Below are 22,280 nucleotides of genomic sequence, written 5' to 3' on the forward strand. Positions count from 1 at the left end.
CTATTCCCATGCGGACGGTGACGCGCTTTTAGAAGGACAGGAGGGCAGAAAAATGAGAGTTTTATTCTTACTGTTTATCGTGTGTCCGGCAATTGAAATCGGCTTGTTTCTGCTGGCGGGAAAATGGCTCGGCGTTTTTCCGACCGTCCTTCTCATCATTTTGACAGGCGTGCTGGGCGCCTTGGTGGCAAAAAGACAGGGAATTGATGTATATCATCGGGTGATGCGCGACCTGCAGCACGGCAGCATGCCGGGGGACGCGCTTCTTGACGGAATATGCGTCTTTATCGGAGGCCTGCTTTTGATGCTTCCGGGTTTTTTGTCCGATATTGCAGGGGCCTGTCTTCTGATTCCGTTCACTCGGAACCGCATGAAGCCGCTTTTGTTCAAATGGCTGAGAGGAATGTCAAAAAACAAGCGGATCATTATCAAATAAAAACGGCAGCCTTTTTGCAGGGCTGCCGTTTTTATTTGGACTGAACAGTAATATAGGCCCATATTTCTTTTAAAGCGCCCGTTGTGATAAAGGCCTGAATGAAAACGAGCAGCGCAGGCCCCGCAGCCAGTCCTAAAATTCCGAACAGCTTAAAGCCGGCAAACAGGGCGATTAAGGTCGCAAGCGGATCAAGCCCGATTGACTTGCTTAAAATCTTCGGCTCCGTCAGCTGGCGCTGAATGAGAACCACAATATATAAAATACCGAGACCGATCGCTTGGGGAAGCTGACCGGCAATGGCCAAATACATAATCCAAGGAACAAATACCGATCCGGCGCCGAGATACGGGAGAAGATCCACCAGGCCGATAAAAAAGGCAATGGTCGCCGCATGCTCAATTCCTAAAAGAAACAGTCCGATAAAGACAATGATCATCGTAAAAAGGATGAGCACGGCCTGCGCCTTAATGAAACCGGCCATCGCTTTTTTCAGTTCTCCCGACACAGCCTTGGCGTTTGCCGAAACGCGTTCCGGAAGAATGGAATAAAGCATCGCTTTCAGCTTGTGCCAGTCCTTAGTCATAAAAAAAGTCGCCAGCATTGCGAATACGAAGACAGCAGCCGTATTGGGAAGGAAGGCAATCCATTTCGGCACCAGCTCTAAAAGATGTGAAAGCATCAGCCCCGCATTTTTAGCGGCTGTATCACCGAGGGTCTGGATATGCGTCACGATGGATGCCTGCTGATTGGTTTCCAGCCCGTTAAATAAGACAGTCAGCTCGTGGTACAATGGCTGAATGCGGGAAGTGAAGAACTCCTCGCAATACGTTATAAAGGCGCTGATATGGGGAGGGAGCGTTTTGGCCAGATAGGCGGTTCCCGAGATGATTTCCGCAACGAGAAAAGTCGCCGCGCCAAGAAGAATCAGCAAAAAGAAGGCCAGGACAATGACTGTATTGACTGATCGGGGCAGCCCCGTCAGTTTGTCCAGCCAGTCAACCACGGGAATGATCGCCGACGACAGAATAAGGGCGATCAGAAACGGATAAGTTAACGAAAATGAGGCGTAACCGGCCGCTAAAGCGCCGCCGGCCGCAGCTAGTACAAACAGCGCGCGGAAAAAAACAGTTGCATAGTGCGGATTCACATCGATCCTCCTCTCGGTCGGCACGTCCTATTACATTAGTTTATTCGTCAAAAAAAAGGATATGAATACAGTTATGATGAAGGATGGTGCTTTCAGGATGTTTACACAGGCGAATTTATTTTTACTATTATTGCTGGCCATCGCATTGATAGCCAAAAACCAGTCATTGCTTTTTGCCGTCGGCTTTCTTATTGTGATAAAAGCTGTCGGTCTTGACCAGAAATTGTTCCCGGTGATTCAGTCAAAAGGAATCAACTGGGGGGTCACCGTCATTACAATCGCCGTTTTAGTGCCGATTGCCACAGGTGATATCGGTTTTAAACAGCTCGGAGAAGCGATGAAATCATATTATGCGTGGATCGCTCTCGGCGCCGGAATCGCCGTAGCCTTAATCGCCAAAAACGGTCTCACCTTATTGGAAAACGATCCTCATATTACAACGGCGCTGGTGATCGGCACGATACTTGCCGTCGCGCTTTTCGGAGGCGTCGCCGTCGGCCCGTTAATCGGCGCCGGAATTGCCTATCTGGCCATGCAGATCGTTAAAATATTCACTTCGTAAAGTAAAAAAGCGGCTTAAAGCCGCTTTTTTTTTGCGGAAAAAGAGGAAAAAACCGCGTAAAATCAAGAAAATGTGCGAGAAAGAAAAAAAAATTATAGGTAAACATTTAACAAATGTCTGATTATTGTTTATAATAAGAATAGGCTTAAACTTAAATAAGCTTATAAGAATTTGTTATGTTCCTCTATAAGCATATCGGTTATGTAACCGCAATCAGTGAAATGTAAGCATTTTCTTAAAGGGGAAAGGGAGTGTTTACATGATTCATTTTAAGTAAGCCGTATGTTTTATGTACTCTTTAAAGGGGAATTTTGATTGAAAAGGAGAGGTTGAATATGACAGCAACACGCGGTCTTGAAGGGGTTGTAGCAACAACATCATCTGTAAGCTCTATTATCGACGATACCCTTACATATGTAGGGTACGATATTGACGACTTGACAGAGAATGCAAGTTTTGAAGAAATCATTTATTTGCTGTGGCATCTGCGCCTGCCGAATAAAACAGAGCTTGCTGAACTGAAAAAACAGCTTGCGAAAGAAGCTGCCGTTCCACAAGAAATCATTGAGCACTTCAAATCCTATCCCCTCAATAACGTACATCCAATGGCTGCGCTCCGGACGGCAATTTCATTACTCGGTCTGACTGACAGTGAAGCCGATGTCATGAATCCGGAAGCGAACTACAGAAAAGCCATCCGTCTGCAGGCGAAGGTGCCGGGCATTGTCGCCGCTTTCTCAAGAATCCGCAAAGGACTTGATCCTGTTGAACCGAAGGAAGAGTACGGTATTGCGGAGAACTTCCTTTATACCTTAAACGGTGAAGATCCTTCTCCGATCGAAGTGGAAGCGTTTAACAAAGCGCTCATTCTTCATGCGGATCATGAGCTGAATGCATCAACATTTACGGCGAGAGTATGTGTCGCCACCTTATCCGATATTTACTCAGGCATCACGGCAGCCATCGGCGCATTAAAAGGGCCGCTTCACGGCGGAGCCAATGAAGCCGTCATGAAAATGCTGACAGAAATCGGAGAAGTGGAAAATGCCGAGCCTTATATCCGCAGCAAAATGGAGAAAAAGGAAAAAGTGATGGGCTTCGGACACCGCGTGTATAAGCATGGGGATCCGCGCGCCAAACATTTAAAAGAAATGAGCAAACGCCTGACGAATCTGACGGGTGAAAGCAAATGGTACGACATGTCAATCCGTGTCGAAGAAATTGTGACATCTGAGAAAAAACTTCCGCCTAACGTTGATTTCTATTCCGCATCTGTGTACCACAGTCTCGGCATTGACCACGATCTGTTTACGCCGATCTTTGCGGTCAGCAGAATGTCCGGATGGATCGCGCACATTCTTGAGCAATACGATAACAACCGCCTCATCCGTCCGCGCGCTGAATACACGGGTCCGGATAAGCAGACTTTTGTTCCGATTGACGAAAGAGCCTGATCAAACGGGAGGCTGGTGATTTTCATGTCGTTAGCCTCTTGTTAATCAAGCCCAAGTTGGTTTACAATTTTGATAGAATCTTGAGAAAAATCATTTTATTTTCTATACAAGAAAAATAAAATGTTTTCTAAATATGAATTACATACTGGGAGGTAATATTGTGTCACAAGGTGAAAAAATTACAGTCTCTAATGGAGTATTAAACGTACCAAATAATCCGATTATCCCGTTTATTGAAGGTGACGGTACAGGCCCTGATATTTGGAACGCCGCTTCTAAAGTATTGGAAGCCGCTGTTGAAAAAGCATATAAAGGCGAGAAAAAAATCACGTGGAAAGAAGTTTATGCCGGTGAAAAGGCTTATAATAAAACAGGTGAGTGGCTTCCTGCCGAAACGCTGGAAGACATCAGAGAGTACTTCATCGCTATCAAAGGACCTCTGACGACACCGGTCGGCGGCGGTATCCGTTCTCTGAACGTGGCGCTGAGACAGGAACTTGATTTGTTCACGTGCCTGCGCCCTGTCAGATATTTCACTGGAGTGCCTTCTCCGGTCAAACGTCCTGAAGATACGGATATGGTCATTTTCCGTGAAAACACGGAAGATATTTATGCCGGAATTGAGTATGCGAAAGGTTCTGAAGAAGTTGAAAAGCTGATCAGCTTCCTGCAAAATGAAATGGGTGTTAACAAAATCCGTTTCCCTGAAACATCAGGAATCGGCATCAAGCCTGTTTCTGAAGAAGGAACAAGCCGCTTAGTCAGAGCTGCCATTGAGTATGCGATCGAAAACGGCCGCAAGTCTGTCACGCTTGTCCACAAAGGAAACATCATGAAGTTCACTGAAGGGGCATTTAAAAACTGGGGCTACGAGCTTGCCGAAAGAGAATACGGAGATAAAGTATTCACTTGGGCCGAATATGACCGCATCGTCGAAAAAGACGGAAAAGAAGCGGCTGATAAAGCGCAGAGCGAAGCGGAAGCAGCAGGAAAAATCATCGTCAAAGACAGCATCGCTGATATTTTCCTTCAGCAGATCTTAACCCGTCCGAGCGAATTCGACGTCGTGGCGACGATGAACTTAAACGGAGACTATATCTCTGATGCGCTTGCCGCTCAGGTAGGCGGAATCGGAATCGCACCGGGAGCGAACATCAACTATGAAACAGGGCATGCGATTTTTGAAGCGACTCACGGAACGGCTCCTAAATATGCCGGCCTTGACAAAGTCAACCCGTCATCCGTTATCCTTTCAGGAGTGCTTCTTCTTGAACACCTGAACTGGAATGAGGCGGCTGACCTAGTCATTAAAGCTATGGAAAAAACGATTGCTTCAAAAGTAGTAACTTACGATTTTGCAAGATTAATGGACGGTGCAACTGAAGTGAAATGTTCAGAGTTCGGTGAAGAGCTTATCAAAAACATGGACTGAACCTAAAGCAGACTTCTAATGAAGCCAAAAAAGGAGAAGAGAATCATGGGAAAAACACGCAGTAAAGTTTCTGTTATCGGAGCAGGATTTACGGGAGCGACAACAGCCTTCCTTACAGCTCAAAAAGAGCTTGCGGATGTTGTGCTCGTTGATATTCCTCAATTAGAAAACCCGACTAAAGGAAAAGCGCTTGACATGCTCGAAGCAAGTCCGGTTCAAGGATTTGACGCGAAAATCACAGGCACGTCCAACTACGAGGACACAGCCGGTTCTGATATCGTCGTCATCACGGCCGGAATTGCGAGAAAACCAGGCATGAGCCGTGATGATCTCGTATCTACAAACGAAAAAATCATGAGAAGCGTCACACGTGAGATCGTGAAATATTCTCCTGACTGCATTATCGTCGTGTTAACAAACCCTGTTGATGCGATGACATATGCGGTGTACAAAGAATCAGGCTTCCCGAAAGAACGCGTTATCGGACAATCCGGAGTGCTTGACACTGCGCGGTTCAGAACATTCGTCGCTGAAGAATTAAACCTGTCAGTAAAAGACGTGACCGGTTTTGTTCTTGGCGGACACGGTGACGACATGGTTCCTCTCGTCCGTTATTCCTATGCGGGCGGCATTCCGCTCGAAACACTTATCCCGAAAGACCGTCTTGATGCGATTGTAGAGCGCACAAGAAAAGGCGGCGGGGAAATCGTCAACCTTCTCGGCAACGGAAGCGCCTACTATGCGCCTGCTGCATCACTGACAGAAATGGTAGAAGCCATTTTGAAAGATCAGCGCCGCGTGCTTCCGACTATCGCTTATTTAGAAGGCGAATACGGTCATGAAGGCATTTACTTAGGCGTGCCGACGATTATCGGAGGAAACGGCCTAGAGCAAATCATTGAGCTTGAACTGACAGACTATGAAAAAGCACAGCTGAGTAAATCAGTTGAATCTGTCAAAAACGTGATGAAAGTATTGTCATAAGAAAAAAGGGAAGGCTTCCGAATCAGAAGCCTTCCTCTTTTTACAATTAATGAAAGCGTTTTCTTTTTCCCTGAACGATCCTTTCTCTGAAAATGATCAAAAAGGCGAATTGTCTGAACGGGCAGTATTGGATAAAATGAAATCATAAAGTGATATGCAGCACATAAAATAGAGAAAATTGGATGTCGGGGAAAATAGACAGCGGAGGGCGCAGCATGAACAAAAAAATTTTAGTTGTAGATGATGAACAATCTATCGTTACTCTTTTACAGTACAATCTGGAACGGTCCGGCTATGATGTCATTACCGCATCAGACGGCGAAGAGGCTCTGGAGCAGGCAGAGAAGGAAAATCCGGATTTAATCGTACTGGATGTCATGCTGCCGAAAGTGGACGGAATCGACGTCTGTAAACAGCTCAGACAGCAGAAAATGATGGTTCCGATCTTGATGCTGACAGCAAAAGATGAAGAGTTTGATAAGGTGCTGGGACTGGAGCTCGGAGCGGATGATTACATGACAAAGCCGTTCAGTCCGAGGGAAGTGACTGCGCGGGTGAAAGCCATTTTAAGAAGGGCTGACATTTCTTCGCTGTCACAAAGCAGAGAAGAGGAAAAGGACGGGCAGATCCTTATCGGCGAGCTGAAAATTCTTCCGGAGCATTACGAAGCGTACTTCAAGTCGGAACAGCTGGAATTGACGCCTAAAGAATTTGAACTGCTTCTCTATTTGGGAAAACACAAGGGAAGAGTGCTGACGAGAGATCTTCTGCTGAGCGCGGTCTGGAACTATGATTTTGCCGGGGACACCCGGATTGTTGACGTTCATATCAGCCACCTGCGCGACAAAATCGAATCAAATACCAAAAAACCCATCTATATTAAAACAATCAGAGGTTTGGGGTATAAACTGGAGGAGCCAAAAATGAATGAATAAAGTCCGTGTGCGTCTGTTCGCTTTACTCGTTGTATGTATCATATTGGTTTTCAGTGTTCTCGGCCTTTTTTTACAGCAGCTTATTTCTTCAGCCGCTAAAGACAGAACGGCGGATCAGCTGAAAAAGGAATCGGTATACATAGCGGGCCTTCTTGACGCCGGCCGAATCGGCAATAAAAGCAATGAAACGGTGGTCCGCGACGCCGGCCGCACCCTCGGTATAAACGTCTCTGTTCTCAATGAGAAGGGTGACGCCGTTTATCATTCCGGCAGGCATGCTGATGATGCAGCCGTAAAGGAGTTCATTTCTCACAATAAAAATGAGGCAGCCATACAAGCGGGAAGCAAAGTGATCCGCGGCGCCGCCGTAAAAAATGACACCGGCCGAACGGCGGGATATGTGCTCGTTTCCTCGGAAATCAGCGGCGGTTCAAGTATTACCGGAGAAATGTGGGGCATGCTGGCAGCAAGTCTTTGTACCGCTTTTATCATTATTGTTTTCTTTTATACAAACATGACGTCCCGTTACAAAAAATCAATCGACGCCGCGACGAAGGTGGCGACGGAGCTGTCCAAAGGCAATTATGACGCCCGCTCCTACAGCGGTTACGCAAGGCGGTCTGACCGTCTCGGGCGTGCGATGAACAGTCTGGCGGTCGATTTGATGGAAATGACGAGAACGCAGGATATGCAGCGCGACCGTCTGTTAACCGTCATTGAAAATATCGGTTCAGGTTTGATTTTAATAGACGGGAGAGGTTTTATTAATCTCGTGAACCGATCGTACACGAAGCAGTTTCATACAAAGCCTGAACGTCTGCTTCGCCGCCTTTACCATGATGCGTTTGAGCATGAGGAAATCATTCGGCTCGTCGAAGATATTTTTATGACGGAGACGAAAAAATGCCAGCTGCTGAGACTTCCCATCAACATTGAGCGGCGCTACTTTGAAGTTGACGGCGTTCCGATCATGGGTCCTGATGATGAATGGAAGGGCATTGTTCTCGTTTTTCACGATATAACGGAAATTAAAAAATTGGAGCAGATGAGGAAGGACTTCGTAGCCAATGTTTCCCACGAACTGAAAACGCCGATCACTTCGATTAAAGGCTTTACGGAAACGCTGTTAGACGGGGCGATGAAAGATGAAAAGGCGCTTTCAGACTTTCTGTCTATCATTCTGAAAGAAAGTGAGCGGCTCCAATCCCTCGTACAGGACTTATTGGATTTATCCAAAATGGAGCAGCAAAACTTTACGATGCGAGTAGAATCCTTTGACGCCGCAAAAATCCTCCATGAAATCGAAGCCCTTTTACAGCATAAGGCTGAGGAAAAAGGCATCAGTTTTCAGCTCGATCTTCCGGAGGAGCCGATTTTTGTGACGGGTGATGTGCACAGGCTGAAGCAGGTATTCCTGAATCTGGCGAACAACGCTTTAACCTACACGCCTGAAAAAGGGACGGTGGCGATTTCGGTAAATGTGAAAGAAACCGCTGTTGATATCAAAGTGTCCGATACGGGAATCGGTATTCAGAAGGAAGAGATTCCGCGGATATTTGAGAGATTTTACCGCGTGGATAAAGACAGAAGCCGCAACTCGGGAGGAACCGGGCTCGGTCTTGCCATCGTAAAGCACTTAATAGAAGCCCATGAAGGCAAAATCGAAGTCACAAGCGAGCCGGGACAGGGAACTGTGTTCACTGTGACGCTGAAGCGGCCGCCGGCAGCGTGATCAGCTTTACAAAGGATTAACAATTTCTTCATGACCTGTTAAACCTATCTTGTTAGGATGTAACAGAACCCCTTCATCCAAGGAGCCAATTTTGACGGCGGGAACGTGTTTTCTTGTTCCCGTCCTTTTTTGCGTTTTGACGGGGTCCGCTCATTTTCCTTTCAAATTGAACTTTGTTAAAATAAGAGAAGCTGTGAGATTAAAAAACAGAGGAATGACGAGCTTTTGCTCTTAGGAGGATATTGAATGACGGAACGAAAAAAATTAGTGCTTGTCGACGGAAACAGTCTGGCGTACCGGGCGTTTTTTGCATTACCGCTTCTAAGCAATGAAAAAGGCATTCATACAAACGCCGTATACGGGTTTGCGATGATTTTAATGAAAATGCTGGAGGATGAAAAACCGACCCACATGCTGGTGGCTTTTGATGCGGGAAAAACGACTTTCCGCCACAGCACGTTTAAAGAATATAAAGGCGGAAGGCAAAAAACGCCGCCGGAGCTTTCTGAACAGATGCCGTTCATCCGTGAGCTCCTCGATGCTTATAACATCAGCCGCTATGAGCTTCCTGAATACGAAGCGGATGATATTATCGGCACACTTGCCGTATCTGCTGAGAAAGACGGCTTTGAAGTAAAGGTATTTTCCGGAGACAAAGACTTAACGCAGCTTGCAACCGGGAAAACGACCGTTGCTATTACGAGAAAAGGCATTACCGACGTGGAAGATTACACGCCGGAACACGTCGAAGAAAAGTACGGTCTGACCCCTTTGCAAATCATTGATATGAAGGGATTAATGGGGGATTCCTCCGATAACATCCCGGGCGTTCCCGGCGTCGGCGAAAAAACGGCAATTAAACTCTTGAAGCAGTTCCATTCGGTTGAGAAACTGCTTGATTCAATTGATGAAGTCAGCGGGAAAAAATTAAAAGAAAAGCTCGAAGAATATAAAGAACAAGCCCTGATGAGCAAAGAGCTGGCGACGATTATGACAAATGCGCCGATTGAAGTCAAGCTTGACGATTTAGATTATCAAGGGTTCGACCGTGAACAAGTCGTTGCCATTTTTAAAGACCTCGGTTTTAACACGCTGCTGGAGCGGCTCGGTGAAGATAGCGGAGAAACGGCGGAAGAAGATTTTGAGGACATCAATGTTGAAACGGCCGAAGAAATCACCGAAGCTATGCTCGTTTCGCCGTCCGCTTTAGTCGTCGAACAAATCGGGGATAACTATCACGAAGAACCGATACTCGGCTTTTCCATCGTGAATGAAACAGGCCTTTATTATATTCCGAAAGAAACCGCCATCCAGTCCGAAGCGTTTAAATCCTGGGCTGAAGATGAGTCGAAGAAAAAGTGGGTGTTTGACAGCAAACGCTCCGTTGTCGCTTTGCGCTGGCAGGGAATTGAGCTGAAGGGAACGGAATTTGATGCGCTTCTTGCTGCCTACATTATAAACCCGGGCAATTCGTACGACGATGTCGCGAGCGTAGCGAAAGAATACGGCCTGAATATCGTTTCAAAAGATGAAGCGGTTTACGGAAAAGGCGCAAAGCGCGCCGTTCCGGCTGAAAAAGAGCTTGCCGATCATCTCGCGCGAAAAGCGTCTGCCGTTAACAGCCTCCGGGACAAACTGCTGCACGCGCTGGAAGAAAATAATCAGCTTGAATTATATGAAGATCTCGAACTCCCGCTTGCGCTTATTCTCGGAGAAATGGAATCAATGGGCGTCAAAGTGGATGTTGATAGACTGAAGCGAATGGGCGAAGAGCTCGGCGCGAAGCTGAAAGAATATGAAGAAAAAATCCATGACATCGCCGGTGAACCGTTTAACATCAATTCACCAAAACAGCTCGGCGTCATTCTGTTTGAAAAGCTCGGCCTGCCGCCAGTAAAGAAAACAAAAACAGGCTATTCCACTTCAGCCGATGTGCTGGAGAAGCTCGCAGACAAACATGATATCGTCGCCTACATTCTGCAATATAGACAAATCGGCAAACTCCAATCAACTTATATTGAAGGGCTGCTGAAAGTCACACGCAAGGATTCTCATAAGGTGCATACGCGATTCAATCAGGCATTGACTCAAACCGGGCGCCTCAGTTCAACTGATCCGAACCTGCAAAACATTCCGATCAGGCTGGAGGAAGGACGGAAAATCCGTCAGGCTTTCGTTCCGTCAGAACCGGACTGGCTAATTTTCGCCGCTGATTATTCACAAATTGAGTTAAGGGTGCTTGCGCATATTTCAAAAGATGAAAATCTGATTGAGGCGTTTACGAATGATATGGACATTCACACAAAAACCGCAATGGATGTGTTTCATGTCAGCGAGGATGAAGTGACACAGGCGATGCGCCGTCAGGCAAAGGCCGTCAATTTCGGGATCGTTTACGGCATCAGTGATTACGGGCTGTCGCAAAACCTCGGCATCACCCGGAAAGAAGCGGGCGCTTTTATTGACCGCTACTTGGAAAGCTTTCCGGGCGTCAAGGCGTATATGGAAGAATCGGTGCAGGAAGCGAAACAAAAAGGATATGTGACGACTCTTATGCAGCGCCGCCGCTACATCCCTGAGCTGACAAGCCGCAACTTCAACCTGCGGAGCTTTGCGGAACGGACGGCCATGAATACGCCGATTCAGGGCAGCGCCGCTGATATTATTAAAAAAGCCATGATTGATATGGCAGCTGAGCTGAAGGAGAAAAAACTGAAGGCAAGACTGCTGCTTCAGGTGCACGATGAATTGATTTTTGAAGCGCCTAAGGAAGAAATTGAAATATTAGAGAAGCTGGTTCCTGAAGTGATGGAGCATGCTTTGGCATTAGACGTGCCGTTAAAGGCGGATTATGCTTCAGGACCGTCTTGGTACGATGCAAAATAAATAAACAGAGAAAAAGGAAGTGATGATTGTGCCGGAATTACCAGAAGTTGAAACGGTCCGGCGCACTCTGACCGGTCTTGTGAAGGGGAAAACGATTGAATCGGCGGACATCAGATGGCCGAATATCATCAAAAAACCCGCCGAGCCGGAGGAATTCGCGCGGCAGATTGCAGGAGAAACCATCCGATCCATCGGAAGAAGGGGAAAGTTTTTGCTTTTCCATCTGGATCATTATGTCATGGTGTCCCATCTCCGGATGGAGGGGAAATACGGTCTTTATCAGGCCGATGAGCCTGACGACAAACATGTTCACGTCGTGTTTCGCATGACGGACGGAACAGAGCTCCGCTACCGGGATGTCCGGAAATTCGGCACGATGCATTTATTTGCGCCGGGAGAGGAACTGAATGCATTACCGCTTTCACAGCTCGGACCCGAACCAGATGATGAAGCCTTTACCGCCGCCTATTTAAAAGAGCGGCTGGCAAAAACGAACCGCGCGGTGAAAACCGCCCTGCTCGATCAAAAAGCAGTCGTCGGCCTCGGCAACATTTATGTCGATGAAGCTTTATTCCGGGCGCGGATTCACCCTGAGACAAAAGCGAACAGCCTGTCTGACGGACAGATAAAAACGCTTCATACAGAAATTAAAGACACCCTTCAGGAAGCGATTGACGCGGGCGGGAGCACCGTCCGGTCTTATATCAATTCTCAAGGGGAAATCGGAATGTTTCAGCTCAAACATTACGTATACGGCAAAAAGGATGAGCCGTGCAAAACGTGCGGCACGATGATTTCTAAAATCGTAGTCGGCGGAAGGGGTACGCATTTCTGCGCCCGATGCCAAAAAAAATCATAAACTGAAGCTGTTCAAGCAGGCGGCAGCAGAATGACTTTTTTCTAACACAGTTGATGACCTTTCTCCATATATATATTGTGATTCACCCAATAGGCATATGTCACAATTGCCGATCAAGAGAAAGGGAGAAACGGATATGGAGATTGTTTCTTTGCTGCTTTTGGCTTTTGCTGTCAGCTTGGACAGTTTTTCAGTCGGGTTTACGTATGGATTGAGAAAAATGAAAATCCCGTTCAAAGCGATTGCCGTGATCGCTTGCTGTTCAGCCTCTGTGATGTTTATATCCATGCTGATCGGCCATTTTCTGACAAAGATTTTCCCTGTATCCGTCACGGAGAAACTGGGCGGGCTGATCTTAATCGGAATCGGGGCATGGGTCATCTATCAATTTTTTAAACCGGCGAAAGAGCCGGATTACTTATTACACGAAAAAACGCTGCTAAACCTTGAAGTGAAATCGCTCGGCATCGTGATTCACATTTTGAAAAAGCCGACCAGCGCCGATATTGATCAATCCGGAACCATTAATGGAGTCGAAGCGCTTCTGCTCGGTATCGCCTTATCTATTGACGCCTTTGGCGCAGGCATGGGAGCGGCCATTCTCGGTTTTTCTCCGGTTATGATGAGCGTGACCGTCGGGGTGATGAGCTCGCTGTTTGTGTCATTCGGCATCAACGCCGGGCATTTTCTTTCAAGGTGGAATTGGATAGATAAAATGACATTTTTGCCGGGGATCCTGCTGATTATCATCGGGATTTGGAAAATGTAAGAAGGAGTGGGCTTTTTGAGCTTGGTCATCGGTTTAACGGGAGGCATCGCCAGCGGCAAAAGCACGGTAGCGCGCATGCTGATCGACAAAAAAATAACAGTCATTGATGCGGATGTCATCGCTAAGCAGGCGGTGGAAAAAGGAATGCCGGCTTACGGACAGATCGTTGAAGCGTTCGGAAAAGACATCCTGCAGGAAAACGGCGGCATTGACAGAAAAAAACTCGGTTCTATCGTTTTTACGGACGAACAGAAGCGTCTTATCCTGAATCAGATCGTTCATCCGGCAGTGCGTGCGGAAATGATGAAACAGCGGGATGAAGCCGTTGCGAGAAAAGAGCGGTTCGTCGTTTTGGATATCCCGCTTTTGTATGAAAGCGGGCTTGACTATCTGGTCGGCAAAGTGCTCGTCGTCACCGTACCGGCAGACATTCAGCTCAAACGGCTGATGAAGCGGAATTCACTTACAGAAGAAGAAGCGATGAGCCGGATAACGTCGCAAATGCCTTTAGCAGACAAAACAAAAAAAGCTGACGCCGTCATTGATAACAGCGGCAGTCTTGACTATACGAAGCATCAGCTGGAGGAAATATTGAGCAGCTGGACATAAATAAACACCGTTCGGAAAACCGAACGGTGTTTTTCTGGTTAAAAATCAAAATTGTCAGGGTCCGGGCCGACACGGAGATTTTCGTTCAGATCATCAATCCGCTTCATATCGTCAGCTGACAGTTCGAAATCAAAGACATTTGCATTTTCTTCAATACGGTGTTTTTTAGTTGATTTCGGAATGGTGATGACGCCGTTTTGCAAATCCCAGCGCAAAATCACTTGAGCGGCTGATTTGCCGTATTTCTCAGCGATTTCCTGTAAGACGGGATGATCAAGCAGCTGGCCTTGCATCAATGGCGACCATGCTTCAAGCTGAATATCTTGTTCGGCGCAGAAAGCGTGCAGTTCTTTCTGTGTCAGACGGGGGTGGTACTCCACCTGGTTAATCATCGGCTTGATTTCCGTTTCTTTCATGAGATGTTTCAGATGGTGAATTTGGAAATTGCTGACCCCGATCGCCTTAATGCGTCCATCCCGGTAGAGGGTTTCGAGCGCCCGCCACGCATCGATGTACTTTCCTTCGACAGGCCAATGGATCAAATATAAATCTAAATAGTCTAAACCGAGTTTTTCTAAACTTGTGTCAAACGCTTTTAACGTTTCTTCATACCCTAAATCGGCATTCCACACTTTTGACGTGACAAAAATGTCTTCACGCTTTAATCCCGCTTCTTGCAATCCTTGGCGGATGCCTTCGCCGACACCTTCTTCATTTCCGTAAATCGCGGCGGTATCAACACTGCGATAGCCGTGCACCAGTGCCGTTTTCACCGCATTGACGAGCTCCGCGCCTTCCTCTACTTTAAATACTCCGATACCGAACCAAGGCATCTTTACGCCGTTATGCAATGTCGCTTTTGCTTGTAAATGTGTTGTCATGTATATGTTCCTCCTATTGTTTGTTTGTTAAAAAAATCAAAATGCGCTGAAGAAAAACTCACCTCCTTTCAAGGACAGTGCGATCCCGCTTTTCAAGCTTTCTGCTCCATCCGGTTAACACGACCGCGCTGAGCACCATTAACGCCCCGATCCAAGCGGTATGAATAATCCCGATTGAATCTGTTATAATCCCGCCGGCAAAAGAACCGATTGCGATTCCGGCATTAAATGCCGCGATGTTTAAGGCTGATGCTGTATCAACGGCGCTTGGCGCAAAACGTTCACTCAGCATCACGACATATACCTGAAGCCCCGGCACATTCATAAACGCCAACAGCCCCATAAAAATAATGGTGATCAGTCCGGCTGTTTTAAACGGCGCGGTAAAAGTCAAGACAAACAGCACAGCCGCCTGGACAATGAACATGTAAAACAATGCTCTCAGCGGATTCCGATTTGATAACCGGCCGCCGATCATGTTTCCGATCGCAATCGCAATTCCGTAAACAAGCAGGATGGCCGCGACGGTTTCTTTCTGAAAACCGGTTACTTCCTGAAGAAGCGGAGATAAATACGTAAACACGACAAACGTTCCGCCGTAGCCTAACGCTGTAATAATAAATAAAAGCAGCAGCCGGCCGTTTTTGACGAGTTTTATCTGTTCGGAAAATGCGGTTTTCGTTCCTTTGCGCAAATTTGACGGAACGAGAAGCGCATTTGTGAGAAATGCAATGATTCCTACCGCGACGATGACGGCAAATGCGATTCTCCATCCGAATTGCTGGCCGAGATAAGTCCCGAACGGAACACCGGTCACTGTAGCTACCGTCAGCCCTGTGAACATGATGGAAATCGCGCTTGCTCTTTTATGCTCAGGCACGATATTGGCGGCGATTGTTGCCCCGATTGACATGAAAATGCCGTGGGAAAAAGCAGAAATGACCCGCGCTGCCAGTAAGACGCCGATTGAGGAAGCGCTCGCTGCAAGTGTATTTCCGGCGATAAAAATCAGCATTACCCAGAGCAGCAGCGTTTTCCGCGACATGCCTGATGTAAGAGAAGTTAAAACTGGGGCGCCGAATGTTACGCCCAGAGCATACATGGAAACGGTAAGTCCCGCCGTTGTCACAGGTATATGCAGATCATGAGATATAAGCGGCAGCAATCCGACGCTGATAAATTCGGTTGTGCCGATCGCAAAAGCACTGACGGCTAATGCCAGCAGTGCTGGTAAATAGCTTTGGCGATGTGAAGACATCTGTTTTCCTCCTTGAACGAAAATGTATGGTTGAAATGATGCCGGGTAAACGATATAAGTATAAGAGTACATTCCTTTTCAGCCGGCAAATGTCATTATGATCGATAGATGAGTCATTGAAAAGAACGTACTTTTAAGTGCCATAGGCACTTTTTAGTTCCTATAGATGAGGAGGAATTACCGTTGCTGAAGAAAAAATACAATATATCTGTAGAGGCGACGCTAGAAGTGATCGGCGGAAAATGGAAGTGTGTGATCCTCTGCCACCTGATGCGCGGAAAAAAGCGGACAAGCGAATTGAAGCGGCTTATGCCGGACATTACCCAAAAGATGCTGACACAGCAATTGCGGGAATTGGAAGCTGACGGCGTCATCAACCGGATCGTGTACAATCAGGTGCCGCCGAAAGTGGAATACGTATTGAGTGAATACGGCCACAGCCTGGAAAGAATTTTAAACGCGCTGTGCGACTGGGGCGCGATGCATATTTCTAAACGGTACGGCGAGGTGTCATCCGTATTAGAGGACAGCATTTTAAATGACAGGTTTAAAGATCCGGAACAAATATAATAAAAAAGCAGGCAGCCAGAGATGCTGATCCTGCTTTTTTTATGGAAAAAAGATCATTTTATATGCAAAAAAACCGATTGAACAACATATTGATCGGTATAAGGGCGGATTTTTATTAAGTTGTACTGGCGGATTTCTTTTAATGTGTTATACTATATATAATTAAAATTAAATTAGAGTGGCATATTAAAAAGGGGTGACCTGGGCATGAAGGTAAAAGTAGCAATCAACGGGTTTGGAAGAATCGGAAGAATGGTGTTCAGAAAAGCGATGGAAGATGATCAAATTCAAATAACAGCCATTAATGCAAGCTATCCCCCGGAAACGCTTGCTCATTTGATAAAGTATGACACAATTCACGGCAAATACGGTCAAGAAGTCGAAGCCGCCGAAGACAGTCTGATCGTCAACGGGAAACATATTATGCTGTTCAATCGGCGGGATCCGAGAGAGCTTCCGTGGAAAGAGTGCGGAATAGACATCGTTATAGAGGCAACGGGAAAATTTAATTCAAAAGAAAAAGCGATGAGCCATATTGAAGCAGGGGCGAAAAAGGTTATTTTAACGGCTCCGGGTAAAAATGAAGACGTTACCATTGTCATGGGAGTGAATGAAGAAAAGTTCAATCCGGATGAACATGTAATTATTTCAAATGCATCCTGCACGACAAACTGTCTTGCACCGGTCGTCAAAGTGCTTGATCAGGAATTCGGGATTGAGAGCGGCCTGATGACGACCGTTCACGCTTACACGAATGACCAAAAAAATATCGACAATCCGCATAAAGATCTGCGGAGGGCGAGAGCGTGCGGAGAATCCATCATTCCGACTTCTACAGGCGCGGCTAAAGCGCTGTCGCTCGTGCTGCCTCATCTGAAAGGAAAACTTCACGGCCTGGCTCTGCGGGTTCCCGTTCCTAACGTGTCCTTAGTGGACCTTGTCTGTGACCTGAAAACAGATGTGTCGGCCGAGCAAGTGAACGCCGCATTCCAACGAGCCGCAAAGACGTCAATGTACGGCATTCTTGATTATTCGGATGAACCGCTCGTTTCTTCGGATTATAATACGAATTCACACTCGGCGATCATTGACGGGCTGACGACAATTGTGATGGAAGACCGGAAAGTAAAGGTGCTCGCCTGGTATGACAATGAATGGGGATATTCCTGCCGGGTCGTTGATCTTATCCGCCACGTCGCCGCGCGAATGAAACACCCGTCAGCTGTGTAGAATAAAGATCATGGACATTTGTTAGAAAAAACCCTTAACGGCATATTTGCAAAAAAACACTCCTTGCAAAATAAACTTAAACACAGTATACTATCTTTCGTGAACTTCTTGCTCGTGACTGCTTCGGAATTACTTAAAGGGTTAGGACCTCTCCGGACTAACTTTCCCCCGTGGTAAATGGCCGGGTCAGTTCTCGGAAATTCACTTTTTTAATTCTTGTTAAGGGGGGTCCATGATTATGGAAACAATGGGGCGTCACGTCATCTCCGAGCTGTGGGGATGCGATTTTGATAAGCTCAATGACATGGATTTTATTGAAAAAACGTTTGTAAATGCTGCTTTGAAATCAGGAGCTGAAGTGCGCGAGGTCGCATTTCACAAATTTGCACCGCAAGGCGTAAGCGGAGTCGTTATTATTTCTGAGTCACATTTAACGATTCACAGTTTTCCTGAACACGGATATGCAAGCATTGATGTTTATACTTGTGGAGACCTGGATCCTAATGTGGCTGCTGATTACATTGCGGACGCATTACATGCAGATACAAGAGAAAACATTGAAATACCGAGAGGAATGGGGCCTGTACAGATTAAACAGGCACAAGCGAAAGTACTGTAATTTTCAAAACGCAAACACAAGGGAGCTAAGCTGAAAAAGCCATTACGCGCTTTGAAGCTGATGCTCCTTTTCTTATGTAAAAAAACAGCATTGCTTTTTCTTTAAGCAATTTTTTTGTAAAATAGAAGAAGATAAGGCCGGTCTATCGGCTCTCCCAACACAATAGGCTCATCCTAGATACGTTGGCGGGCATTTACCGGAAGCTTGCGAACCGCATTACAGCAATGAAACAGATGGGAGCTGATCCAATTGAAATGTCCTTCATGCCAGCATAACGGTTCCCGCGTACTTGATTCACGGCCTGCGGACGAAGGGAAATCAATCCGCAGAAGGCGGGAGTGCGAAGCCTGCCATTACCGCTTCACTACATTTGAGAAGTTTGAAGAGATGCCTCTGATCGTCGTGAAAAAAGAAGGCGTCCGGGAAGAATTCAGCCGTGAAAAAATGCTGCGCGGATTAATTAAAGCCTGTGAAAAAAGGCCCGTTCCTTTAAAAACACTTGAAGACATGTGCTTTGACATTGAAAAAGAGCTGCGAAATCAAGGCGTATCTGAAGTCAAAAGCGAACTTGTCGGAGAAATGGTGATGGACCGGCTGGCGAAAATAGATGAGGTGTCTTATGTCCGCTTTGCCTCGGTCTACCGGCAGTTTAAAGATATAAACGTGTTTATTGATGAATTGAAAGATTTAATAAAGAAAGAGCGCTAAAGAGCTAAGAGATGATGTCTGGCTCTTTTCTCATGAGCAAAATTGGCATTTGATAGATGACGGAAACGGTGTAAAATGAGAGTAGAAACATATCGGAAGGTTTGAGAATCATGGCTGACTATTGGAATGACGTATTGCCTGTAGATCCTTATACGGTCAAAAGCCGTTCGCTTCTTCAGGATGTCGACAGACAGGTTTTGACACATCTGTACCAGCCGCTGATCGGTTCATTTGCATTCTCTCTGTATATGACTTTATGGGGGGAGCTTGAGCAGAACCGTTTGTGGGGAGCTGAATCCACGCACAGACAGCTGATGGGCATGATGCAGGCAAATTTAAAAAAGATTCATCATGAACAGGGAAAGCTTGAAGGAATCGGGCTGCTGAAAGTGTATATCCGGGAGTCCGAGCAAAAGGAACGGATGTTTATTTATGAGCTGCTGCCCCCGCTCAGACCGAATGATTTTTTTGAAGACGGCATGCTGAATGTCTTTCTTTATAACAGAGTCGGTAAAACGAAATACCAGCAGCTGAGACAATTTTACACGCATCCTTCCGTCGGCGCGGACGCAAGGGAAATTACGCGTCCGTTTAATCACGCCTTTGCCTCTTTTCAGCCGAGCGAATGGAAAATGACGCCGGATATGGAAGAAGCGATGAAGCTCCCCGAGGACTATGAGACGGCGTCTGTCGGACAAGCGCCTTCCTATACGGTGACGGAGGAAGTGTTTGATTTTGAGCTTTTCATGGCGGGACTGTCAGAAACGATGATACCGCGCAAATCAATCACGCAGGACGTGCGGGAGAGCATTAAAAAGCTTTCATATTTATACGGAATAGATCCTATCTCCATGCAGCACGTCGTCATGACCGCTATTAATGAACAGGATACGATAACGGCCGAAGCGCTGAGGAAAGCGGCCAGCGACTGGTACCAAATTGAAAGAAGCGGGAAGCTTCCGGAACTGATTGATAAAACACAGCCTGTCCGCCTGCGGGAAAACAAGACGGAAAAGGACGATTCATTGAATGCCGAACTCATTGCACAGCTTGAGACCATATCACCGAGAAAGCTTCTTCAGGACATTGCGGACGGGACCGAGCCGTCCAAAGCAGACTTGCAGATTATCGCTGATATTATGTTCGAACAGAAGCTTGAGCCCGGTGTCACCAATGTGCTGATTTATTATGTCATGCTGAAAACGGATATGAAGCTGTCCAAAAACTATATTCAAAAAATCGCCGCTCACTGGGCCAGAAAGAAAGTAAAAACGGTCCGGGAAGCAATGAAGCTCGCAATAGAAGAGCACAGGCAGTATCTTGATTGGGCGGACGGCAAAACAAACGGCGCTGCGCGCGGCAAAAAAACCGTCCGGGAAGAAAAGCGCCCTGATTGGATGAAAGAAGAAGAAACCGGGAAGAAGTCTGAACAGCAGCCGGCTCTTTCCGCGGAGGATCTCGAAGAACAGAAGAAAAAAATGATGGAAGAAATGAAAAAACTGAAAAAATACTCTGCCTACTGAGACAGAGAAGCGGGGTGATACTGAATGGAACCGATCAGCCGATCCTTAGAAGGCGTGACGAAGAGACCTGACTTTCAAAAACGCCTGGAACGAATGCAGCAGCAAGTCATGGCCGACAAAGACGTCCAGGCTTTTTTGAAGGAACAGAAAGATGCAATTAATCAAAGCATGATTGACAGAGGGTTAAATAAACTGTACGAATACGTTCAGCAAAGCAAGCAGTGCGCCTTCTGTTCAAAAGACAACGAGACGAACAGCCTGCTTGAAGGCTATCATCCGAAGCTTGTGATCAACGGACGTTCTATTGATATTGAATATTACGAATGTCCGGAAAAGAGAAAGCTCGACCGCCAGAAAAGACAAAAGTCCCTGATGAAGAGCATGTATATCCAGCGGGATCTTCTCGGCGCGACGTTTCAGCAGATCGACATTACAGATCCGAGCAGACTTGGCATCTTCCAGCATGTGACGGATTTTCTGAAGAGCTATAATGAAACGGGCAAAGGCAAAGGGCTGTATCTGTACGGAAAATTCGGAATCGGAAAGACATTTATTCTAGCCGCCATCGCCAATGAGCTGGCGGAAAAAGAATATTCATCAATGATCGTATATGTTCCCGAATTTGTCAGAGAGCTGAAAAACTCTCTCCAGGATCAGTCGCTGGAGGAGAAACTGAATATGGTCAAAACGACGCCCGTCCTGATGCTTGATGACATCGGAGCGGAGTCAATGACAAGCTGGGTCAGGGATGAGGTCATCGGCACCGTGCTTCAGCACAGAATGAGCCAGCAGCTTCCCACGTTTTTCTCGTCTAATTTTTCACCTGACGAGCTGAAGCATCATTTTACGTATTCACAGCGGGGAGAAAAGGAAGAGGTAAAAGCGGCAAGATTGATGGAGCGGATTTTATATTTGGCTTCGCCTGTCCGTCTTGACGGGGAAAACCGCCGCCGTCCATAATGCCGGCGTCCAAAGGGAAGGATTTGAGGGAATGAGGAATAAGAAGGCTGTCACATGGGCTGCGGCTGCGGCGGGAGCGGGCCTTTTGTTGTGGGCAAACCGCAAATATCTGAATCTGTCGCCTAAGGAGATCCGTCTTTGGGTGTTATCGTTCGGTGTCTTTGCGCCGCTTGTGTTTATCGGAATTTCCATCGTCAGGCCTTTTGTGCTGTTTCCCGTATCAATCGTTTCCGTCGCCGGAGGATTGGCGTTCGGACCGTTTTTCGGCACCGTGTATACGCTGGCGGGCTCAATGGGCGCTGCGGCCGCGTCTTTTTTTGCGGCCGGGCTGTTTGCCTTTAAAGAAAAAAGCCGTCACGGAAAAATGGAAGCCATTCAAAAGCAGATGAAAACCAATGGCTTCTTTTATATTTTTATCCTTCGCATTCTGCCTGTAAATTTTGATGTGATCAGCTATGCCGCGGGTCTTTCGAAAGTCAGGCCGATGACATATTTTTTGGCGACCGCAGCGGGCATCATTCCGGGGACGATCGTTCTGAATGTGCTTGGCGCGAGCTTTATGTCCGGAAATGTGCTGAACATGCTCGGAGTCATCTGTCTTTACATCGTGTTTTTATCGCTTCCCCTCATCTTTAAGAAGAAGGTCCGCCATTTGTTCGGCGGTGAAAGCTAACCTTTACGTCTATTTTAAAAACATCCCCCATATACTTGTAACAGATGCCGTAA

At 46.7% G+C, this 22,280-nt stretch carries 21 protein-coding genes; 18 read left to right on the forward strand and 3 right to left on the reverse strand.

The window, feature by feature from the left end; translation table 11 throughout:
• Positions 1-52 precede the first annotated feature (52 nt).
• Positions 53-436: an FxsA family protein gene (locus Y79_RS0116080; RefSeq protein ID WP_016938603.1), complete on the forward strand. Its 384-nt coding sequence runs from the start codon at positions 53-55 to the stop codon at positions 434-436.
• 31 nt (positions 437-467) lie between these two features.
• Here Y79_RS0116080 and ytvI read toward each other — a convergent pair whose 3' ends face one another.
• Complete coding sequence (gene ytvI, locus Y79_RS0116085) at positions 468-1,583, reverse strand: sporulation integral membrane protein YtvI (RefSeq protein ID WP_016938604.1); 1,116 nt, start codon at positions 1,581-1,583, stop codon at positions 468-470.
• A 97-nt stretch (positions 1,584-1,680) separates the two neighbouring features.
• Here ytvI and Y79_RS0116090 point away from each other — a divergent pair, with 97 nt between their 5' ends.
• The 10 genes from Y79_RS0116090 to coaE all read left to right on the forward strand — a co-directional run bounded on the left by Y79_RS0116090 (position 1,681) and on the right by coaE (position 13,805).
• Positions 1,681-2,145, forward strand: a complete 465-nt coding sequence (locus Y79_RS0116090) for a DUF441 domain-containing protein (RefSeq protein ID WP_007408072.1) — start codon at positions 1,681-1,683, stop codon at positions 2,143-2,145.
• Between the two features lie 335 nt (positions 2,146-2,480).
• On the forward strand, positions 2,481-3,599 hold the full coding sequence (citZ, locus tag Y79_RS0116100; protein ID WP_016938606.1) for a citrate synthase: 1,119 nt from the start codon (positions 2,481-2,483) through the stop codon (positions 3,597-3,599).
• A 160-nt stretch (positions 3,600-3,759) separates the two neighbouring features.
• A complete protein-coding gene (icd, locus tag Y79_RS0116105) occupies positions 3,760-5,031 on the forward strand; it encodes an NADP-dependent isocitrate dehydrogenase (RefSeq protein WP_016938607.1) in 1,272 nt (423 codons plus the stop codon).
• 45 nt (positions 5,032-5,076) lie between these two features.
• Complete coding sequence (gene mdh, locus Y79_RS0116110) at positions 5,077-6,015, forward strand: malate dehydrogenase (protein ID WP_003152455.1); 939 nt, start codon at positions 5,077-5,079, stop codon at positions 6,013-6,015.
• Positions 6,016-6,230: 215 nt separating this feature from the next.
• Positions 6,231-6,950 carry a response regulator transcription factor gene (locus Y79_RS0116120; protein WP_016938608.1) on the forward strand — a complete coding sequence of 240 codons (720 nt, stop codon included), beginning with the start codon at positions 6,231-6,233 and terminating at the stop codon, positions 6,948-6,950.
• Complete coding sequence (gene pnpS / locus Y79_RS0116125) at positions 6,943-8,682, forward strand: two-component system histidine kinase PnpS (protein ID WP_016938609.1); 1,740 nt, start codon at positions 6,943-6,945, stop codon at positions 8,680-8,682. Before Y79_RS0116120 ends, pnpS begins: the two co-directional genes overlap by 8 nt.
• Positions 8,683-8,928: 246 nt before the next feature.
• Positions 8,929-11,568 carry a DNA polymerase I gene (gene polA / locus Y79_RS0116130; RefSeq protein WP_016938610.1) on the forward strand — a complete coding sequence of 880 codons (2,640 nt, stop codon included), beginning with the start codon at positions 8,929-8,931 and terminating at the stop codon, positions 11,566-11,568.
• Between the two features lie 28 nt (positions 11,569-11,596).
• A complete protein-coding gene (gene mutM / locus Y79_RS0116135) occupies positions 11,597-12,427 on the forward strand; it encodes a DNA-formamidopyrimidine glycosylase (RefSeq protein WP_016938611.1) in 831 nt (276 codons plus the stop codon).
• Positions 12,428-12,563: 136 nt separating this feature from the next.
• The gene (gene ytaF, locus Y79_RS0116140; RefSeq protein WP_016938612.1) at positions 12,564-13,196 is read left to right on the forward strand and encodes a sporulation membrane protein YtaF; all 633 of its coding nucleotides are present in this window, start codon (positions 12,564-12,566) and stop codon (positions 13,194-13,196) included.
• 15 nt (positions 13,197-13,211) lie between these two features.
• Positions 13,212-13,805, forward strand: coding sequence for a dephospho-CoA kinase (coaE, locus tag Y79_RS0116145; protein ID WP_016938613.1), 594 nt, complete (start codon positions 13,212-13,214; stop codon positions 13,803-13,805).
• Positions 13,806-13,843: 38 nt separating this feature from the next.
• On the opposite strand, the gene Y79_RS0116150 is transcribed toward coaE, so the two are convergent.
• Both Y79_RS0116150 and Y79_RS0116155 read right to left on the reverse strand, forming a co-directional pair.
• Positions 13,844-14,686, reverse strand: a complete 843-nt coding sequence (locus Y79_RS0116150) for an aldo/keto reductase (protein WP_016938614.1) — start codon at positions 14,684-14,686, stop codon at positions 13,844-13,846.
• Positions 14,687-14,744: 58 nt separating this feature from the next.
• Positions 14,745-15,944, reverse strand: a complete 1,200-nt coding sequence (locus Y79_RS0116155; RefSeq protein WP_016938615.1) for an MFS transporter — start codon at positions 15,942-15,944, stop codon at positions 14,745-14,747.
• A 183-nt stretch (positions 15,945-16,127) separates the two neighbouring features.
• On the opposite strand from Y79_RS0116155, the gene Y79_RS0116160 reads away from it, so the two are divergent.
• The 7 genes from Y79_RS0116160 to Y79_RS0116190 all read left to right on the forward strand — a co-directional run bounded on the left by Y79_RS0116160 (position 16,128) and on the right by Y79_RS0116190 (position 22,227).
• Positions 16,128-16,514 (forward strand): winged helix-turn-helix transcriptional regulator, encoded by a 387-nt coding sequence (locus Y79_RS0116160; protein ID WP_016938616.1) that lies wholly within the window; start codon positions 16,128-16,130, stop codon positions 16,512-16,514.
• A gap of 207 nt (positions 16,515-16,721) precedes the next feature.
• Complete coding sequence (locus Y79_RS0116165) at positions 16,722-17,744, forward strand: glyceraldehyde-3-phosphate dehydrogenase (protein WP_016938617.1); 1,023 nt, start codon at positions 16,722-16,724, stop codon at positions 17,742-17,744.
• 238 nt (positions 17,745-17,982) lie between these two features.
• Positions 17,983-18,363: an adenosylmethionine decarboxylase gene (gene speD / locus Y79_RS0116170; RefSeq protein WP_003152471.1), complete on the forward strand. Its 381-nt coding sequence runs from the start codon at positions 17,983-17,985 to the stop codon at positions 18,361-18,363.
• 249 nt (positions 18,364-18,612) lie between these two features.
• Positions 18,613-19,071 (forward strand): transcriptional regulator NrdR, encoded by a 459-nt coding sequence (nrdR, locus tag Y79_RS0116175; protein WP_003152473.1) that lies wholly within the window; start codon positions 18,613-18,615, stop codon positions 19,069-19,071.
• 110 nt (positions 19,072-19,181) lie between these two features.
• On the forward strand, positions 19,182-20,594 hold the full coding sequence (dnaB, locus tag Y79_RS0116180; RefSeq protein ID WP_016938618.1) for a replicative helicase loading/DNA remodeling protein DnaB: 1,413 nt from the start codon (positions 19,182-19,184) through the stop codon (positions 20,592-20,594).
• A gap of 24 nt (positions 20,595-20,618) precedes the next feature.
• Complete coding sequence (gene dnaI, locus Y79_RS0116185) at positions 20,619-21,554, forward strand: primosomal protein DnaI (protein WP_016938619.1); 936 nt, start codon at positions 20,619-20,621, stop codon at positions 21,552-21,554.
• A 31-nt stretch (positions 21,555-21,585) separates the two neighbouring features.
• Positions 21,586-22,227, forward strand: a complete 642-nt coding sequence (locus tag Y79_RS0116190) for a TVP38/TMEM64 family protein (RefSeq protein WP_029575352.1) — start codon at positions 21,586-21,588, stop codon at positions 22,225-22,227.
• The last annotated feature ends 53 nt before the right edge of the window (positions 22,228-22,280 follow it).

Source organism: Bacillus siamensis KCTC 13613, assembly GCF_000262045.1.
Lineage (GTDB): Bacteria > Bacillota > Bacilli > Bacillales > Bacillaceae > Bacillus > Bacillus siamensis.

What these genes read in the sequence shown, in the direction of transcription:
- Y79_RS0116080 (WP_016938603.1), top strand. Translation starts at nt 53, where the DNA reads ATGAGAGTTTTATTCTTACTGTTTATCGTGTGTCCGGCAATTGAAATC.
- Y79_RS0116190 (WP_029575352.1), top strand. Translation starts at nt 21,586, where the DNA reads ATGAGGAATAAGAAGGCTGTCACATGGGCTGCGGCTGCGGCGGGAGCG.
- pnpS (WP_016938609.1), top strand. Translation starts at nt 6,943, where the DNA reads ATGAATAAAGTCCGTGTGCGTCTGTTCGCTTTACTCGTTGTATGTATC.
- Y79_RS0116120 (WP_016938608.1), top strand. Translation starts at nt 6,231, where the DNA reads ATGAACAAAAAAATTTTAGTTGTAGATGATGAACAATCTATCGTTACT.
- speD (WP_003152471.1), top strand. Translation starts at nt 17,983, where the DNA reads ATGGAAACAATGGGGCGTCACGTCATCTCCGAGCTGTGGGGATGCGAT.
- Y79_RS0116155 (WP_016938615.1), bottom strand. Translation starts at nt 15,944, where the DNA reads ATGTCTTCACATCGCCAAAGCTATTTACCAGCACTGCTGGCATTAGCC.
- Y79_RS0116090 (WP_007408072.1), top strand. Translation starts at nt 1,681, where the DNA reads ATGTTTACACAGGCGAATTTATTTTTACTATTATTGCTGGCCATCGCA.
- Y79_RS0116150 (WP_016938614.1), bottom strand. Translation starts at nt 14,686, where the DNA reads ATGACAACACATTTACAAGCAAAAGCGACATTGCATAACGGCGTAAAG.
- polA (WP_016938610.1), top strand. Translation starts at nt 8,929, where the DNA reads ATGACGGAACGAAAAAAATTAGTGCTTGTCGACGGAAACAGTCTGGCG.
- ytaF (WP_016938612.1), top strand. Translation starts at nt 12,564, where the DNA reads ATGGAGATTGTTTCTTTGCTGCTTTTGGCTTTTGCTGTCAGCTTGGAC.
- citZ (WP_016938606.1), top strand. Translation starts at nt 2,481, where the DNA reads ATGACAGCAACACGCGGTCTTGAAGGGGTTGTAGCAACAACATCATCT.
- mdh (WP_003152455.1), top strand. Translation starts at nt 5,077, where the DNA reads ATGGGAAAAACACGCAGTAAAGTTTCTGTTATCGGAGCAGGATTTACG.
- dnaB (WP_016938618.1), top strand. Translation starts at nt 19,182, where the DNA reads ATGGCTGACTATTGGAATGACGTATTGCCTGTAGATCCTTATACGGTC.
- Y79_RS0116165 (WP_016938617.1), top strand. Translation starts at nt 16,722, where the DNA reads ATGAAGGTAAAAGTAGCAATCAACGGGTTTGGAAGAATCGGAAGAATG.
- dnaI (WP_016938619.1), top strand. Translation starts at nt 20,619, where the DNA reads ATGGAACCGATCAGCCGATCCTTAGAAGGCGTGACGAAGAGACCTGAC.